The 16134-nt window shown below is 70.6% G+C and carries 15 protein-coding genes; 5 read left to right on the top strand and 10 right to left on the bottom strand.

The genetic code is table 11. The features are described 5' to 3' along the window. Position 1 precedes the first annotated feature (1 nt). Positions 2-958, bottom strand: coding sequence for a deoxyribose-phosphate aldolase (gene deoC, locus AB0I69_RS37735; RefSeq protein ID WP_363100355.1), 957 nt, complete (start codon positions 956-958; stop codon positions 2-4). A 166-nt stretch (positions 959-1124) separates the two neighbouring features. Between deoC and AB0I69_RS37730 the strand changes: the two genes are divergently transcribed. Both AB0I69_RS37730 and AB0I69_RS37725 read left to right on the top strand, forming a co-directional pair. Further along, positions 1125-1886 (top strand): PH domain-containing protein, encoded by a 762-nt coding sequence (locus AB0I69_RS37730; protein WP_363100258.1) that lies wholly within the window; start codon positions 1125-1127, stop codon positions 1884-1886. Between the two features lie 147 nt (positions 1887-2033). Beyond that, a complete protein-coding gene (locus tag AB0I69_RS37725) occupies positions 2034-3719 on the top strand; it encodes a hypothetical protein (protein ID WP_363100257.1) in 1686 nt (561 codons plus the stop codon). A 57-nt stretch (positions 3720-3776) separates the two neighbouring features. On the opposite strand, the gene AB0I69_RS37720 is transcribed toward AB0I69_RS37725, so the two are convergent. The 3 genes from AB0I69_RS37720 to AB0I69_RS37710 all read right to left on the bottom strand — a co-directional run bounded on the left by AB0I69_RS37720 (position 3777) and on the right by AB0I69_RS37710 (position 6913). Further along, on the bottom strand, positions 3777-5417 hold the full coding sequence (locus AB0I69_RS37720; protein WP_363100256.1) for a phospho-sugar mutase: 1641 nt from the start codon (positions 5415-5417) through the stop codon (positions 3777-3779). Positions 5418-5533: 116 nt separating this feature from the next. After that, on the bottom strand, positions 5534-6358 hold the full coding sequence (locus AB0I69_RS37715; protein WP_363100255.1) for a purine-nucleoside phosphorylase: 825 nt from the start codon (positions 6356-6358) through the stop codon (positions 5534-5536). Between the two features lie 117 nt (positions 6359-6475). Next, the gene (locus AB0I69_RS37710; RefSeq protein ID WP_363100254.1) at positions 6476-6913 is read right to left on the bottom strand and encodes a gamma-glutamylcyclotransferase; all 438 of its coding nucleotides are present in this window, start codon (positions 6911-6913) and stop codon (positions 6476-6478) included. 319 nt (positions 6914-7232) lie between these two features. Between AB0I69_RS37710 and AB0I69_RS37705 the strand changes: the two genes are divergently transcribed. Both AB0I69_RS37705 and AB0I69_RS37700 read left to right on the top strand, forming a co-directional pair. Continuing rightward, on the top strand, positions 7233-8681 hold the full coding sequence (locus tag AB0I69_RS37705; protein ID WP_262056026.1) for an NAD(P)H-quinone dehydrogenase: 1449 nt from the start codon (positions 7233-7235) through the stop codon (positions 8679-8681). Between the two features lie 165 nt (positions 8682-8846). Then, positions 8847-9812, top strand: a complete 966-nt coding sequence (locus tag AB0I69_RS37700) for a DeoR/GlpR family DNA-binding transcription regulator (protein WP_363100253.1) — start codon at positions 8847-8849, stop codon at positions 9810-9812. A 148-nt stretch (positions 9813-9960) separates the two neighbouring features. Here AB0I69_RS37700 and AB0I69_RS37695 read toward each other — a convergent pair whose 3' ends face one another. Both AB0I69_RS37695 and AB0I69_RS37690 read right to left on the bottom strand, forming a co-directional pair. Continuing rightward, positions 9961-10536, bottom strand: a complete 576-nt coding sequence (locus tag AB0I69_RS37695; RefSeq protein WP_363100252.1) for a helix-turn-helix domain-containing protein — start codon at positions 10534-10536, stop codon at positions 9961-9963. Between the two features lie 101 nt (positions 10537-10637). Next, positions 10638-12410 carry a biotin carboxylase N-terminal domain-containing protein gene (locus AB0I69_RS37690; RefSeq protein ID WP_363100251.1) on the bottom strand — a complete coding sequence of 591 codons (1773 nt, stop codon included), beginning with the start codon at positions 12408-12410 and terminating at the stop codon, positions 10638-10640. 375 nt (positions 12411-12785) lie between these two features. On the opposite strand from AB0I69_RS37690, the gene AB0I69_RS37685 reads away from it, so the two are divergent. Continuing rightward, positions 12786-13289, top strand: a complete 504-nt coding sequence (locus AB0I69_RS37685) for a hypothetical protein (protein ID WP_363100250.1) — start codon at positions 12786-12788, stop codon at positions 13287-13289. Here AB0I69_RS37685 and AB0I69_RS37680 read toward each other — a convergent pair whose 3' ends face one another. The 4 genes from AB0I69_RS37680 to AB0I69_RS37665 all read right to left on the bottom strand — a co-directional run bounded on the left by AB0I69_RS37680 (position 13290) and on the right by AB0I69_RS37665 (position 16032). Further along, positions 13290-13910, bottom strand: a complete 621-nt coding sequence (locus AB0I69_RS37680; RefSeq protein ID WP_363100249.1) for a nucleoside triphosphate pyrophosphatase — start codon at positions 13908-13910, stop codon at positions 13290-13292. It abuts the gene before it with no gap. A gap of 31 nt (positions 13911-13941) precedes the next feature. Next, positions 13942-14070: a hypothetical protein gene (locus AB0I69_RS37675; protein WP_363100248.1), complete on the bottom strand. Its 129-nt coding sequence runs from the start codon at positions 14068-14070 to the stop codon at positions 13942-13944. A gap of 137 nt (positions 14071-14207) precedes the next feature. Then, positions 14208-14417, bottom strand: a complete 210-nt coding sequence (locus AB0I69_RS37670; protein ID WP_363100247.1) for an acyl-CoA carboxylase subunit epsilon — start codon at positions 14415-14417, stop codon at positions 14208-14210. A gap of 10 nt (positions 14418-14427) precedes the next feature. Beyond that, entirely contained in the window at positions 14428-16032 is a 1605-nt protein-coding gene (locus tag AB0I69_RS37665) for an acyl-CoA carboxylase subunit beta (protein ID WP_363100246.1), read from the bottom strand. Positions 16033-16134: the final 102 nt, after the last annotated feature.

The following is a 16134-nucleotide window of genomic DNA, read 5'->3' as shown; positions in this document are numbered from 1 at the left end:
ATCAGTCCACCGTCACGTAGTCGGGGCCGGAGTAGCGGCCGGTGGCCAGCTTCTGACGCTGCATCAGCAGGTCGTTCAGGAGCGAGGACGCGCCGAAGCGGAACCAGTGGTTGTCCAGCCAGTCCTCGCCCGCCGTCTCGTTGACGATGACCAGGAACTTGACGGCGTCCTTGGAGGTACGGATACCGCCCGCGGGCTTCACGCCGACCTGGATGCCGGTCTGGGCGCGGAAGTCGCGGACCGCCTCCAGCATCAACAGGGTGTTCGCGGGTGTGGCGTTGACGGCGACCTTGCCCGTCGACGTCTTGATGAAGTCCGCGCCGGCGAGCATGCCGAGCCAGGAGGCACGGCGGATGTTGTCGTACGTCGACAGCTCGCCCGTCTCGAAGATGACCTTCAGACGGGCGGCGCCCGAGGCCTCCTTCACGGCGACGATCTCGTCGTAGACCTTCATGTACTTGCCCGCGAGGAACGCCCCGCGGTCGATGACCATGTCGATCTCGTCGGCGCCCGCGGCGACCGCGTCGCGCACGTCGGCCAGCTTCACGTCGAGCGCGGCGCGGCCGGCCGGGAAGGCGGTGGCGACGGAGGCGACCTTCACGGAGGAACCGGCGACGGCCTCTTTGGCGGTGGCCACCATGTCGGGATAGACGCAGACGGCCGCGGTCGAGGGGCTGGTGCGGTCGGTCGGGTCGGGGCGGACCGCCTTGGCGCCGAGCGCCCGGACCTTGCCGGGGGTGTCCGCGCCTTCCAGCGTCGTCAGGTCGACCATCGAGATGGCGAGGTCGATGGCGTACGCCTTCGCGGTGGTCTTGATGGAACGGGTCCCGAGCGAGGCGGCACGCGCCTCCAGGCCGACCGCGTCGACGCCGGGCAGCCCGTGGAGGAAGCGGCGCAGCGTGCTGTCGGACGCGGTGACGTCGCCGAGAGCGTGTGCTGTGGGTGCAGTGGTGGGCATGGTCACCAGACGAGCATATCTACGCGCGTAGCAGCTGTACACCCCGGGCAAGTGGTCCCACCCAAGGGGCGCGGGGAACTGCGCGACCAGCCACAGCGCACCCGCAGTCGCAAACGCACATCACCCCGACGGCGAGCAGCCGCACCCCTGAGGCACAATCGGCACCATGACGACCCCGCAGCACGAGTCACCCGCTCCACAGCCCCCGGTGCCCGAGTCCAAGGACAGGATCTACCGGTCACCCATGGGCATCGTCGGTGGCGTCCTGCTGCTCGCCATCGCCTGCTGGCTCGGTATCGACGCGCTCGTGTCGGGACACGGCCGCGCCCCGTGGCTGGCGCTCGCGGGAATGATTTTCGCGGTGCCGACGGTGGTGGCCTTCACGCTCCGCCCGGCGGTGTACGCCAACGAGGACCGGCTGCGCGTCCGCAACCCCTTCCGGCTCGTCGTGCTGCCGTGGGGCGAGGTCGCCTCGCTGCGGTCCGGGCTCTCGAACGAGGTCGTCGCCAAGTCCGGCGCCAAGTTCCAGCTGTGGGCGATCCCGGTCTCGCTCCGCGGCCGCAAGAAGGCGGCGCGGCGCGAGGCACGGGCCGCGGCGGAGGCGGCGGGCGGCGGCAAGGGCGGCCGGGGCGGCAAGGCCGGAGGCTTCGGCTTCGGAGGCGTGGGCGGCGGGCTCGGCGGCTTCGGCGGTTCCGGTGGTTCCGGCGGGGGCATGGGTGGCGGTGCCGGGCTGCGGGGCGGCTCCGGAGCGGGCGGTTCCACGCGTGCGGAGTCCGACCAGATCATGACCGAGCTGCGCGAGCTGCTGGAGGCCCGGGAGCAGGCGGAGTCGGCGCAGGGCGAGGTCACGGTCCGCTGGGCGTACGAGGTGATCGCGCCCGCGCTCGCCGGTGCCGTACTCCTGGCGATCCTGCTGGCGACGGGCTGACCGGAGCGACACCCGCGCATCCCCCGCTCTCACAGCTTTCTGGGTCATGATCCGGCCCGATCTCGGCCGCGACGGCGGTCCCCCACCCGGAGGCGGAGCCGAGGCCCGTCACCACACCCGTGGTCAGAGTCTCCGGGAAGTCGATCCATGCGTACGAGCCTTCGCAAGCCACCGCGGCTGCCCGTCTCCGCGATACCCGACGGATCCGCGGCCTGGAACGAGGAGCACACGCGCGCGTGGGCCGGGGCGTCGGTGCCGTGGTGGGTGCCGGTCCGGCCGCGGAAGTGGTCCGTCGAACAGGCGGTCATGGGTGCCGCGATCGCCGCCTTCTGCCTGCTGACCCTGACGGACCTGCCCCCGTATCTGATCGCGCTGCTGCCACTGCAGGCCGTCTGGGGGCTGTGGCGGCCCGAGGTCGTACGGTTCTCCGCCCCGGCCCTGATCGCGGCGGTAGCGGTGGCGATGGAGGCGCGGGTGACCGCGCTCTCGTGGCCGGTGGTGGTGTGGGCGGCCCTGCTGCTCGTCGTCTCCGTGACGGCCACCGAGTTCCGGACACGCGCGCGTGCCCGGCAGCGGAACAGTGCCCTGGCGGCGGCCGACGGGGGCACGGCCGTACTGCCGGACGCGGACGAACGGGTGCGGCGGGGCCGGTTCCTCATCGGGTTCGGGGTCGTCGTGTGCGTGCCCGGCCTCGCGCTGCTCGCCACCTCCGGTCTGTGGCGCTGGGCGAGCGACCGCCAGGGGGCGGCTGCGAGCGGCCTGTTCGTGGCCGGGCTCGGGCTCACCCTGCTGCTCTCCGGGATCCTCGGCCGCCGGCGGGCTCTCGCACTGCGCCGGGCGCCCGCCCCTGTCCTGCGCGTACTCGTGAACAAGGACTGGCACAGCGACGCCGTGGTCTTCGCGGCGGACGACACGACGGCACTCCGCCCCCTGTTCACGGTCCCCGTGTCGGACCTGTCCGACGACAACACAACGGACGCTGACGACGATGACGGCGAGGCGGAACTCGCCGAGCTCCTCGACGGGCTGGAGGACGACGGCGAGCGCGGCCCGCTGCGGGAGGCCGTCCTGTACGGCGTGCCCTACGACGGCGCCGAGGTGCTGCTCGTCAGCGCCGCCGAGAAGCCCGGTGAGCCGCCCGTAGTGGAGTGGTCGACGGGACCCGTCCGCCCCCTGGCGGAAGGCGCAGCACGGCGCCGGATCGCGGCGGACGAGCGGACGGCGGCCCGTGCGGCGGCGCGCGAGGAGCAGCACCTGGATCTCGTCGAGGCGGCCCGCGCGACGGCACAGGCCCAGACACCGGAGCCGGTACGGCAATGGCGGGCCGGCGGGGTCGACTGGCTGTCCTCCGTGCTGGCAGCGCAGTGGGGGCTCTGGATCTACTGGATCGCGGGGGATCTGTCCGCCTGGCAGTTGGTCGTCGTGTTCCTCGGAGGTGTGGGCGGTGCGGTCGTCCTCGCCGAGAAGCTCCGCTGGCGGATCACGGCCGACCGCACCGGACTGTGGCTGAACGGCCTGCGCCGTCCGACACACGTCCCCTGGGACGACCTCCGCTCCGCCCGCCGGGATGCCTTCGAGCTGAAGCTCCGCTGGCGCGGGGACGGTGCCTGGTCGGTCGGGGCGCCGCGCTGGCCCTGGCTGCAGCGCCGGTTCGGACTGACCCACCCGTACGACGCCCTGGCCGCCGAACTCACCGCCCTGCACGCCGACCCCGCCCTGCGCCCCACCGGCGACAGCAGCGAACGCGACCGAGGGCGCCCCTTGTGGCCCCTCGCCACCCTGCTCGCGACCGTGTGGGTGGCAGCAATGGCCGCCGGCCAGGGGTGGCTGTAGGCCACAGGGGCCCAGTACGCGGCCCCCCACCACGACCGTCACCCCACAGGGAGTCGCTCAGATACCGGCCGCCGCCGACAGGTCCCGCTTGATCGTCGCGAGGGTCTCGGCGGCCTGGGCCCGGGCAGCCGGGAGGCCGGCATGCGTGGCCACAGGCACCACGACCTCCAGGTAGCACTTCAGTTTGGGCTCGGTGCCGCTGGGCCGGACGATGACGCGGGCACCGTCGAGCGTGTAGCGCAGCCCGTCCGTGGGCGGCAGCCTGTCGGTCCCCTCGGTCAGATCCTCGGCCTTGGTGACGGCCAGTCCCGCGAGCGAGGTCGGGGGCTGCTCGCGCAACCGCCGCATGGCGTCCGCGATGACGGTCAAGTCCTCGACGCGCACGGAGAGTTGATCGGTGGCGTGCAGACCGTGTTCTACGGCGAGATCGTCGAGGAGATCGAGCAGATCGCGCCCTTCGGCCTTCAACTCGGAAGCCAACTCGGTGATCAGAAGTGCCGCGGTGATGCCGTCCTTGTCGCGCACACCGTCCGGGTCCACGCAGTAACCGAGGGCTTCCTCATAGCCGTAGCGAAGGCCCTCCACCCGGGCGATCCACTTGAAACCGGTGAGGGTCTCCTCGTAGGGCAGACCCGCCTTCTCGGCGATACGGCCGAGGAGGGACGAGGAGACGATCGACTCGGCGAACGTGCCCTGGGCGCCGCGTCGCACGAGGTGCGCGGCGAGCAGGGAGCCGACCTCGTCGCCGCGGAGCATGCGCCAGTCCCCATCTGCTTTCACGGCCGCGGCGCAGCGGTCGGCGTCGGGGTCGTTGGCGATGATCAGGTCCGGGTCGGTGGCGCGGGCCTGCGCGAAGGCGAGGTCCATCGCGCCGGGCTCCTCCGGGTTGGGGAACGCGACGGTCGGGAAGTCCGGGTCGGGCTCGGCCTGTTCGGCGACGAGCACCGGCTCGGGGAACCCGGCGCGGGCGAACGCGGCCAGCAGCACGTCCTTGCCGACGCCGTGCATCGCCGTGTAGACGGTGCGGGCGGTGCGGGGGGAGTCCGGGGCGAGGACGGCGTCGGTACGGGCGAGGTAGGCGTCGAGGACGCTGTCGTCGAGGGTTTCCCAGCCGTCCGTCGGGCGAGGGACGTCATGCAGCGAGCCGACCGCCTCGATCTCGGCGGCGATCTCCGCGTCGGCCGGGGGCACGATCTGGGAGCCGTCGCCGAGGTAGACCTTGTAGCCGTTGTCCCGGGGCGGGTTGTGGCTGGCGGTGACCTCCACGCCGGCGACCGCGCCCAAGTGCCTTATGGCGAAGGCGAGTACGGGGGTGGGGAGGGGGCGAGGCAGTACGGCGGCCTTCAGCCCCGCGCCGACCATCACGGCGGCGGTGTCGCGGGCGAAGTCGGCGGACTTGTGGCGGGCGTCGTAGCCGATGACGACGGTTCCGGTTCCGTCGGTGTGCCCGTTCGTCTTCAGGTACGCGGCGAGTCCGGCGGCGGCCCGGATGACGACCGCGCGGTTCATCCGCATGGGCCCGGCGCCCAGTTCGCCCCGCAGGCCGGCGGTGCCGAACTGGAGGGTGCCGCTGAAGCGCTCGGTGAGCTCGGCGACGTCCCCGGCTTCGATGAGCTTGCCCAGCTCCTCACGGGTGTCCGCGTCGGGGTCCTCGGCGAGCCAGGTCCTGGCCCGCGCGATGAGATCGTCGTCGTGCACGTCGGGTCAACCTCTCGTGGGGGTGGTACGCCAGGTTCCTGGCGGACGGTGAACGGGTGGGTGGGTGGGAAACATCCGGGGGTTCCAGGGGGCGGGAGCCCCCTGGGGGGCGGTGCCTACAACCGGCCGAGCACCTGGGCCAACAGTGACCCCATCTGCGTGGCGGAATCCCGGCCGGCCTGAAGAACCTCCTCGTGGTTCAGGGGCTCACCGGTCATCCCCGCGGCGAGGTTCGTCACCAGGGAGATACCCAGCACCTCCGCACCCGCCTCGCGCGCGGCGATGGCCTCCAGCACCGTAGACATGCCCACCAGGTCCGCGCCGATCACCCGGGCCATGCGGATCTCGGCCGGAGTCTCGTAGTGCGGCCCGGGGAACTGGGCGTAGACGCCCTCCTCCAGAGCCGGGTCGATGTCCTTGCACAGGGCGCGCAGCCGCGGGGAGTACAGGTCCGTCAGGTCGACGAAGTTGGCGCCGATGATGGGGGACGTGGCGGTGAGGTTGATGTGGTCGCTGATCAGCACAGGCTGGCCGGGCCGCATGCCCTCGCGGAGCCCACCGCAGCCGTTGGTCAGCACGATGGTCTTGCAGCCGGCGGCGACGGCGGTACGCACACCGTGCGCGACGGCGGCGACACCACGGCCCTCGTAGTAGTGGGTACGCCCGAGGAAGACCAGCGCGCGCTTGTCACCGATCCCGTACGAGCGGATGCGACCGCCGTGGCCCTCGACGGCCGGCGGCGGGAAACCGGGCAGCTCGGTGACGGGGAAGTCGGCCTCGGGTACGCCGAGGGCGTCGACGGCCGGTCCCCAGCCGGAGCCCATCACAAGAGCGACGTCGTGGGTCTCGGCGCCCGTCAGTTCGCGCAGGCGCGTGGCGGCGGCGTCAGCGGCGGCATGGGGGTCGCCCTGGATGTCGTCCGGAAGAAGAGATGCGTTCACGCGGATGAGCGTAGCTGGTCTGGGCCTACGCGCGTAGATGACAGAGCGCACGGGATGGCGATCGTTGTCTTGTCGTTTCCAACGAGAGCTGTGACGGGCGTTATGTGTGGGAAGCGCTCAGCAGGGCCGCTTCCGCAGCTCCATCACATAGTCGTGCGGCGCCCCGGCCGACTCGGCGGCATCGGCGAGTTCGCCGAGATAACGGGCGGACGGGAGCCCTCCCTCATAGCCGTTGAGGACGTACACCCAGGCGGGTTCCTCGCCCTCCAGGGTGTGCACCCGGACCCGCATGCGGCGGTAGACGTCGAGGCCGACGCCCTCCCAGCGGTCCATGGACTCCTCGTCGGGCGGGGCGATCTCGTACAGCGCGACGAAGACCTGGGAGCGCGGGGCCTCCACGATCGTCGCGAGGGCGCCCTCCCAGCCCATGTGCTCGCCGCCGAAGGTCAGCCGCCACCCGTTCAGCCAGCCCGTGGCGCGCAACGGCGAGTGCGGGGCGCGGCGGGTCATCAGCCGCGCGTCGAGATTGCCGGCGTACGCGGCGTAGAGCGACATGGTTCGAGAGTACGGCAGCCGACACACCCGCCACTCCCGTAACCGTCGGTACTCAGGACCACCGAGGTGCCCGGGACACGGGATTCGAAACGGCGGCGCACCGCGCGGCCCGCCACCCGCGTACGGCGAGAAGGTGACGTGTCGGGGGGTGTCCGCCCGCAGCGGTTGGCGCGTCAACACCGCCACATTCTTGAGTGACCGATTCCGCGCCGTTCCGAGGACGGATACCCCCCGACACGGCACCGACCCACGACGATGAACGGGCGAACCACCCACCGCACCCGCACCCGGGCGGAAGCACCTTGAAGCGTGCGGGACAATGGGGTACGTGACTCGGATCGTGATCATCGGTGGCGGACCCGGCGGCTATGAAGCGGCGCTGGTGGCAGCGCAGCTCGGCGCGGAGGTGACCGTCGTCGACTGCGACGGTCTGGGCGGGGCGTCGGTGCTGACCGACTGCGTCCCGTCGAAGACCCTTATCGCGACGGCCGAGGTGATGACCACCTTCGACTCGTCGTACGAGGAACTAGGCATCATCGTCGCCGACGACACCCCACCGCTGGAACAGGCGGCCCGCGTGGTTGGCGTGGACCTAGGCAAGGTCAACCGCCGTGTGAAGCGCCTCGCCCTCGCCCAGTCGCACGACATCACCGCGTCCGTGACCCGGGCAGGCGCCCGTGTCATGCGCGGCCGGGGCCGGCTCGACGGCATGCAGGCGATCGACGGTTCCCGCAAGGTCATCGTGAAGGCGGCCGACGGCACCGAGGAGACGCTCGTCGCGGACGCCGTCCTCATCGCGACCGGCGGTCACCCCCGCGAGCTGGACGACGCCCGCCCGGACGGCGAGCGCATCCTGAACTGGACCCAGGTCTACGACCTCACCGAACTCCCCGAAGAGCTGATCGTGGTCGGCTCCGGTGTCACGGGCGCCGAGTTCGCCGGCGCCTACCAGGCCCTCGGCTCCAAGGTCACCCTCGTGTCGTCCCGCGACCGCGTCCTCCCCGGCGAGGACCCGGACGCCGCCGCCGTCCTGGAGGACGTCTTCCGGCGCCGCGGCATGAACGTCATGGCCCGCTCCCGCGCCCAGTCCGCCAAGCGGGTCGGCGACAAGGTCGAGGTCGTCCTCGCCGACGGCCGTGTCATCACCGGCTCGCACTGCCTCATGGCTGTCGGCGCCATCCCGAACTCCGCGGGCATGGGCCTGGAGGAGGCGGGCGTCAGGCTGCGCGACTCGGGCCACATCTGGACCGACAAGGTTTCGCGTACGACCGCCCCCGGCGTGTACGCGGCCGGTGACGTGACCGGGATCTTCGCGCTCGCCTCGGTGGCCGCGATGCAGGGCCGTATCGCGATGTACCACTTCCTGGGCGACGCGGTGGCCCCGCTCAACCTGAAGACGGTCTCCTCGAACGTCTTCACCGACCCCGAGATCGCGACCGTCGGCTACAGCCAGGCCGACGTCGACGGCGGCAAGATCGACGCCCGCGTCGTGAAGCTCCCGCTGCTCCGCAACCCGCGTGCGAAGATGCAGGGCATCCGCGACGGCTTCGTCAAGATCTTCTGCCGCCCCGGCACCGGCATCATCGTCGGCGGAGTGGTCGTGGCGCCCCGCGCCTCGGAACTGATCCACCCCATCTCGATCGCTGTCGACAACAACCTGACGGTCGAACAGATCGCGAACGCCTTCACCGTCTACCCGTCTCTTTCGGGCTCGATCGCCGAGGTGGCCCGACAGCTGCACACGCGGAAGGCGACGGGCGAAGTCTGACGTCGAAGTGGACTCCCCGCTGGTCACGGGGAGTTGTCGACCATTCGTACGGCATAGGCGCCGAGACTAGGCCCTATACCACTTCCCGTCCTGCTGTACGAACAACTTCCGTTATTCGGCGCAAACACCTGAAAGCAGACGGTCGTTGGGGTTACTGTCAGTTTCGTGTTCGCTGCAGAACGTCGCCAATTGATCCTCGAAATGGTGCGAGCGAATGGGGCCGTATCGCTCCGTGAGCTCGCCCGCGTCGTCCAGACCTCCGAAGTGACCGTACGGCGGGACGTGCGCGCACTGGAGGCAGAAGGACTCCTCGACCGCCGGCACGGCGGTGCGGTATTGCCGGGCGGGTTCACGCGGGAGTCCGGCTTTCCGCAGAAATCACATCTCGCGACCGCCGAGAAGACGGCTATCGCCGATCTCGCCGCGAGCTTCGTCGAAGAGGGCGAAGCCATCGTGGTAGGGGCGGGTACCACCACACAGGAGCTGGCCCGCCGGCTCGCCCGGGTACCCGGGCTGACCGTAGTCACCAACTCCCTTCTGGTGGCCCAGGCGTTGGCCCATGCCAACCGCGTGGAGGTCGTGATGACCGGCGGCACCCTGCGCGGTTCCAACTACGCGTTGGTGGGCAGCGGGGCCGAGCAGTCCCTCCAGGGTCTGCGCGTCTCCCGGGCCTTCCTCTCCGGAAGCGGGCTCACCGCCGAGCGCGGTCTCTCCACGTCCAACATGCTGTCGGCGTCCGTCGACCGGGCCCTCGTCCAGGCGGCCGCCGAGGTCGTCGTCCTCGCCGACCACACCAAGCTCGGCACGGACACCATGTTCCAGACCGTGCCCACGGACGTCATCACCCGCCTCGTCACCGACGAGCCCCCGGGCCACGACGACCGCGCGGCCACGGAGTTGCAGGCGCTGGCCGACCAGGGGGTGCAGATCGCCGTGGCCGGCGCATCAGGAAACCAGGGGGGTGAACAGGCCCCGGCGCGGGAGCAACGCCGCCGGGACGTGCCCCTTCCGGCGCCGCGACGGGGTCAAGTGCCGGGTGGCGCACCGGGCTTGAGGGCAGCGGGTGTCCTCGGCGGGGAGTCTCCTGAACGGGAGCGTGCGGCTAGGGTGGCGGATTTGCGCAGGCGTTGATCGGTTCGATTTCGGCTTGCGGGCCGGTGGGGGCTGGTCGCGCAGTTCCCCGCGCCCCTTAAAAACGCGGGTCGGCCCATGTCTTTTAGGGGCGCGGGGAACTGCGCGACCAGCCACGACGGCGCCGCAGCCGAAAACTGAACCAGCGCTACGGCTTCAACCCGCGCAACGTCAACGTCAGCAACCTGTCCGCCAGTTCAGGGTCTCCCGGGTTGCCCTCAGCCGCGAGGGCAATCGCGTGGGTCAATTGCAGCAGGTCGCCGATCTCGACGTCACCGCGCACGTCACCCGCGGCCTGCGCTCGGCAGAGCAACGCACCCCCCGCCTCACGGATCGGGTCGCTGCACCGGGCGAGGGCGGACGTGCCGTCATGGGCGACCGCCATCAGCGCCCGGGAAAGCCCCCGGTACTCGCTCGCGTGGGTCACCATCTCGCGCAACCAGGTCACCAGGGCCACACACGGCTGCGGCGCCGACAGCAACTCCCGGGAACGCGCGAGGAGTTCGCCCACCGCGTCCTCGAACACCGCGCTCATCAGGGCCTGCCGATTCGGGAAGTGCCGGTACAGCGTGCCGATACCGACACCCGCACGCCGGGCCACGTCCTCCAGGGACGCGTCCGTGCCGTGCGCGGCGAAGGACACGCGGGCCTCGGCGAGCAGCCGCTCGTAGTTGCGGCGGGCGTCGGCACGCAGCCCCGCCGGCGGCCTGGCTGTGTCGGCCATGGGTCCTACCTGCCCTCCTAGGCACTGTCCCGTCACATTACAGAGGTGCCCGGCGGACAGGCTGTTCCTGTCGGCCGGGCACCTCTGGACGTACTGCCGGATCAGTCCTTGATCTCGCAGATCGCGGCGCCGGAGGTGAGGGACGCACCGACCTCCGCGCCAAGTCCCTTGATCGTGCCGGACTTGTGCGCGTTCAGCGGCTGTTCCATCTTCATCGCTTCGAGTACGACGATGAGGTCGCCCTCCTTGACCTCCTGGCCCTCCTCGACCGCGACCTTGACGATCGTGCCCTGCATCGGGGAGGCGAGGGTGTCGCCGGAGGCGACGGGGCCGGACTTCTTGGCCGCGCGGCGCTTCGGCTTGGCCCCGGCGGCGAGGCCGGTGCGGGCCAGTGACATGCCGAGCGAGACCGGGAGGGAGACCTCCAGGCGCTTGCCGCCGACCTCGACGACGATCGTCTCGCGGTCCGCGTCCTCGTCCGCCTCGGCGTCCGTGGGGGCGGCGAAGGGCTTGATCTCGTTGACGAACTCGGTCTCGATCCAGCGGGTGTGGACCGTGAACGGCTCGGCGGAGCCGGTGAGTTCGGGGGCGAACGCCGGGTCGGTGACGACCGCGCGGTGGAACGGGACGGCCGTGGCCATACCCTCGACCTGGAACTCCTCCAGCGCACGCGCCGCGCGCTGCAGTGCCTGCTCACGCGTCGCGCCGGTCACGATCAGCTTGGCCAGGAGCGAGTCCCACGCCGGGCCGATGACCGAGCCCGACTCCACACCGGCGTCCAGGCGCACGCCCGGACCGGACGGCGGGGCGAACGTGGTGACGGTGCCGGGCGCGGGCAGGAAGCCGCGGCCCGGGTCCTCGCCGTTGATGCGGAACTCGAAGGAATGGCCACGCAGTTCGGGATCGCCGTAGCCGAGTTCCTCGCCGTCGGCGATGCGGAACATCTCCCGTACGAGGTCGATGCCGGCGACCTCCTCGGTGACCGGGTGCTCCACCTGGAGGCGGGTGTTGACCTCAAGGAAGGAGATCGTGCCGTCCTGGCCGACGAGGAACTCGACGGTCCCGGCGCCGACATAGCCGGCCTCCTTGAGGATGGCCTTGGACGACGAGTACAGCTCGGCGACCTGGGCTTCCGACAGGAACGGCGCGGGCGCCTCCTCGACGAGCTTCTGGTGGCGGCGCTGGAGGGAGCAGTCACGCGTCGACACGACGACCACGTTGCCGTGGGAGTCGGCCAGGCACTGGGTCTCCACGTGCCGCGGCTTGTCCAGGTAGCGCTCCACGAAGCACTCGCCGCGACCGAAGGCGGCGACCGCCTCGCGCACCGCGGAGTCGTACAGCTCGGGAACCTCTTCGAGTGTGCGGGCCACCTTCAGACCGCGACCGCCGCCACCGAAGGCGGCCTTGATCGCGATGGGCAGCCCGTGCTGCTCGGCGAACGCGACGACCTCGTCCGAGCCCGACACCGGGTCGGGCGTGCCGGCGACCAGCGGGGCACCGGCGCGTTGGGCGATGTGCCGGGCGGCGACCTTGTCACCGAGGTCGCGGATCGCCTGCGGCGGCGGACCGATCCAGATCAGGTCCGCGTCGAGCACCGCCTGCGCGAACTCCGCGTTCTCCGACAGGAAGCCGTAGCCGGGGTGGATGGCGTCGGCACCGGACTCGCGGGCCGCGTTCAGGACCTTGTCGATGTCCAGGTAGCTGCTCGCCGGTGTGTCACCGCCCAGGGCGAACGCCTCATCCGCGGCGCGGACATGCAGAGCGTCCCGGTCCGGGTCGGCGTATACGGCCACGCTCGCGATCCCGGCATCCCGGCAGGCCCGGGCAACGCGGACAGCGATTTCGCCACGATTGGCGATGAGCACCTTGCGCACGATTGAGGCTCCCTCCTTGAAACAAGCCGAGTTTAGGGACTGCCGACACGGCGCATCGACCCGTCCCCAATGGTGAGCTTGCCCACACGGAGCGTGATACGAGGCCCGCTCGACCCGCGAAATCCCTTGTCGCACCTAGGTACGCAGGACTCCTTCTGGAAACCCTAGCCCTCCGATGTGGTCAAGGTCTCTGTGAGAGCGTGCCGCGCCCCACTCCGTTTCTTTGTGGAGTCCCTACGAATGGCCCAATGATTCTTTGCCCCCGACACAACCCTTGTCCCGGGGTTTACCCGTTAGTAGCGTTCGTGGTGCCTCGAACGTACTTGGGGTAACGGAAGCTTTGGTCGAGCGGTGGTCGGAAGTGGGTGGGGGCCGGTGGTGCGCAGACCGGTGGCGTGGATCGTGGCGGTCGTCCTGTTCGTGGAGGCCTTCGGCGTGGCGGCGCTGAACTGGTTCCTCGGGATCGTCGTCGACCGCCAGGACATGTCCCTGGCAGGCCTCGACCCGAACGCGATGTCGATCTCGTCGAAGGCCGGCGGAGTCGTCTTCGGCCTGTACTTCGCCCTGTGCGGCCTGGTCGCCCTGCTCGTCGCCCTGCGCGACCGGGCCCCGGCCGGCCTCGGCCGCATCCTGCTGATCAGCGTGGCCGTGGTGCACGGCCTGCTGGGCGCGTTCGCGTGGGGCCTGGTGGGCCCGGGCGCGTTCGTGTTCATGGTGGTGGTGCTCGGCCTCGTCGTCCTGCTCCTGATGACCTACGACCGCCTGGAGGGCCCCTCGGACGCGGCACCGGCGGAGGGCGGGCCCAAGGACCCCGAGAGGCCGCAGCTCGACAAGGATCCGGCGCCGATCATCCCCCCGGCCGCCCCCAACCCCTCCTGATCATCCCTCTTGGGGCGTCCACAACTCCGTGATGCCGACGCCCAGTTCGGCCAGCAGGCGCCGAACGAGGGGCAGGCTGATGCCGATCACGTTGCCGTGGTCGCCGTCGATGCCGTCGATGAACGGCGCCGAACGGCCGTCGAGGGTGAACGCCCCGGCGACGTAAAGGGGTTCGCCCGAGGCGACGTACGCGGCGATCTCGGCGTCGGTCGGCTCGCCGAAGCGGACGACGGTGGACGCGGTGGCCGAGACGTACCGGCCGCTCGTCGTGTCGTAGACGCAGTGGCCGGTCTGGAGTGTGCCCGCCCGGCCGCGCATCGACTTCCAGCGAGCGGTGGCCTCCTCGGCGTCGGCGGGCTTGCCGAGGGCCTCGCCGTCCAGGTCGAGCACCGAGTCGCAGCCGATCACCAGCGCGCCGTGCACCTCCGGGCGGGCAGCCACGACGGAGGCCTTCGCCTCGGCGAGGGCCAGCGCCAGTTCGGCCGGGGTGGGAGCGGAGACCGCGTCCTCGTCCACCCCGCTCACGATCACCTCGGGGTCGAGCCCCGCCTGCCGCAGCAGTCCCAGGCGGGCGGGGGACTGGGAGGCGAGCACGAGACGGCGGCGCGGCTGATCTGTCATACGGCCAGGGTATCGGCGTGATCCTGGACGCTCACGTCAGGCCGATCACGATCATCGCCAGCACCATCGCGAGTGCCATGAGGACCCCGAGCCGCCGCAACATGAGCTGCGTCTGGCGCAGTTCATCGGGCGGTTCGTTCTCGGGGTCGGACCACAGCATGGCACCAGCGTGCGGCTTGGGCGGGGGAGGGCGCCTGAGTACGGGTACTTAAATCGGTGCCCTGAATTGTCCTCCCGTGCGCCCACGCGGCGGAGCCGCATATCGACACGGCCCCGCGCCCCTTTAGAGGGCTGCCCTTAGCCCGGCCAGAACGTGCGGGTCCATGCACTTGGCCCCGGGTGGGGGAGCCTCGCGCTCGCGATGCGGGACGGGTCGGACCACGCGTCGCGCTGCCTCGGGGCGCCCGGCGATGCGGTCGCCGCCGCGGCTGCGCGTGCCCTTACCACCGCCAACGCGGCGGCCAGCTCCTCCGGGGTCGGGTTGCCCCTTACGACCTTGATTGTCACAGCGGCTCCTCTACAGGGGGATGTTGCCGTGCTTCTTCGGGGGCAGGGACTCGCGCTTGGTGCGGAGTTGGCGCAGGCCCCGTACGACGTGGCGGCGGGTGTCGGAGGGGAGGACCACCGCGTCGATGTAGCCGCGCTCGGCCGCGATGTACGGGTTGAGGAGGGTGTCCTCGTACTCCTGGATGAGGCGGGCGCGTACCGCCTCCAGGTTCTCCCCGGCCGCGTCCGCCTCGGCGAGCGTGCGGCGGTGCAGGATGTTGACCGCGCCCTGGGCGCCCATGACGGCGATCTGGGCGGTCGGCCAGGCCAGGTTGAGGTCGGCGCCGAGGTGCTTGGAGCCCATGACGTCGTAGGCGCCGCCGAAGGCCTTGCGGGTGATCACCGTGATGAGAGGGACTGTCGCTTCCGCGTAGGCGTAGATCAGCTTCGCGCCTCTGCGGATGATGCCGTAGTGCTCCTGGTCGACGCCCGGCAGGAAGCCGGGGACGTCCACGAACGTGATGACCGGGACGTTGAACGCGTCGCAGGTGCGGACGAAGCGTGCGGCCTTCTCGGACGCGTCGATGTCCAGGCAACCCGCGAACTGCATGGGCTGGTTGGCCACGATGCCCACCGGGCGGCCCTCGACCCGGCCGAACCCGGTGAGGATGTTCGGCGCGAAGAGTGGTTGGGTCTCGAAGAACTCCGCGTCGTCCAGGACGTGTTCGATCACCGTGTGCATGTCGTACGGCTGGTTCGCGCTGTCCGGGACGAGCGTGTCCAGCTCGCGGTCCTCGTCCGTGACGGTGAGGTCCGCCTCCTCGGGGAACGCCGGGGGTTCGCTGAGGTTGTTGGACGGGAGGTACGACAGCAACTGCTTGACGTACTCGATCGCGTCCTTCTCGTCGCCCGCCATGTGATGGGCCACGCCCGACACCGAGTTGTGGGTGCGCGCACCGCCCAACTCCTCGAAGCCCACGTCCTCGCCCGTGACCGTCTTGATGACGTCCGGTCCTGTGATGAACATGTGCGAGGTCTGGTCGACCATCACCGTGAAGTCGGTGATCGCGGGAGAGTAGACCGCGCCGCCCGCGCACGGGCCCACGACCAGGCTGATCTGCGGGATCACGCCGCTCGCGTGGGTGTTGCGGCGGAAGATCTCGCCGTACGCGCCGAGGGACGCGACGCCCTCCTGGATGCGGGCGCCGCCGGAGTCGTTGATGCCGATGACCGGGCAGCCCGTCTTCAGCGCGAAGTCCATCACCTTGACGATCTTCTGGCCGTAGACCTCGCCCAACGCGCCGCCGAAGACCGTGAAGTCCTGGGAGAACACGGCGATGGGGCGGCCGTCGACCGTGCCGTAGCCGGAGACGACTCCGTCGCCGTAGGGGCGGTTCTTCTCCAGGCCGAAGTCGGTGGAGCGGTGCCGGGTCAACTCGTCGAACTCTACGAAGGAGTCCTCGTCGAGGAGCAGGTCGATCCGCTCACGGGCCGTCAACTTGCCCTTGGCGTGCTGCTTTTCGACCGCCCGTGCCGAGCCCGCGTGCGTCGCCTCCTGGGTACGGCGCTGAAGATCCGCGATCTTCCCGGCGGTCGTGTGAATGTCGATCTCTTGAGGCGCTTCCGGCTCGGACATCGGGATTACGGCTCCCTGCCTGCTCAAAAGGGGGACGGGTTACTCATCCGTAGAGTAGTGGCGGGCCTACCGATCGGCAGTGCGGCGTACAACACACCTAGG

Source organism: Streptomyces sp. NPDC050508 (assembly GCF_040655155.1).
Lineage (GTDB): Bacteria > Actinomycetota > Actinomycetes > Streptomycetales > Streptomycetaceae > Streptomyces.
Note: the sequence above shows the minus strand (reverse complement) of the source record. Positions and strands in the feature narration are given on the sequence as shown.

Bases quoted from the DNA above. Each gene is read 5' to 3' on its own strand.
- deoC (WP_363100355.1), bottom strand. From the start codon at position 958: ATGCCCACCACTGCACCCACAGCACACGCTCTCGGCGACGTCACCGCG.
- AB0I69_RS37730 (WP_363100258.1), top strand. From the start codon at position 1,125: ATGACGACCCCGCAGCACGAGTCACCCGCTCCACAGCCCCCGGTGCCC.
- AB0I69_RS37725 (WP_363100257.1), top strand. From the start codon at position 2,034: ATGCGTACGAGCCTTCGCAAGCCACCGCGGCTGCCCGTCTCCGCGATA.
- AB0I69_RS37710 (WP_363100254.1), bottom strand. From the start codon at position 6,913: ATGTCGCTCTACGCCGCGTACGCCGGCAATCTCGACGCGCGGCTGATG.
- AB0I69_RS37705 (WP_262056026.1), top strand. From the start codon at position 7,233: ATGGGGTACGTGACTCGGATCGTGATCATCGGTGGCGGACCCGGCGGC.
- AB0I69_RS37695 (WP_363100252.1), bottom strand. From the start codon at position 10,536: ATGGCCGACACAGCCAGGCCGCCGGCGGGGCTGCGTGCCGACGCCCGC.
- AB0I69_RS37680 (WP_363100249.1), bottom strand. From the start codon at position 13,910: ATGACAGATCAGCCGCGCCGCCGTCTCGTGCTCGCCTCCCAGTCCCCC.
- AB0I69_RS37675 (WP_363100248.1), bottom strand. From the start codon at position 14,070: ATGCTGTGGTCCGACCCCGAGAACGAACCGCCCGATGAACTGCGCCAG.
- AB0I69_RS37665 (WP_363100246.1), bottom strand. From the start codon at position 16,032: ATGTCCGAGCCGGAAGCGCCTCAAGAGATCGACATTCACACGACCGCC.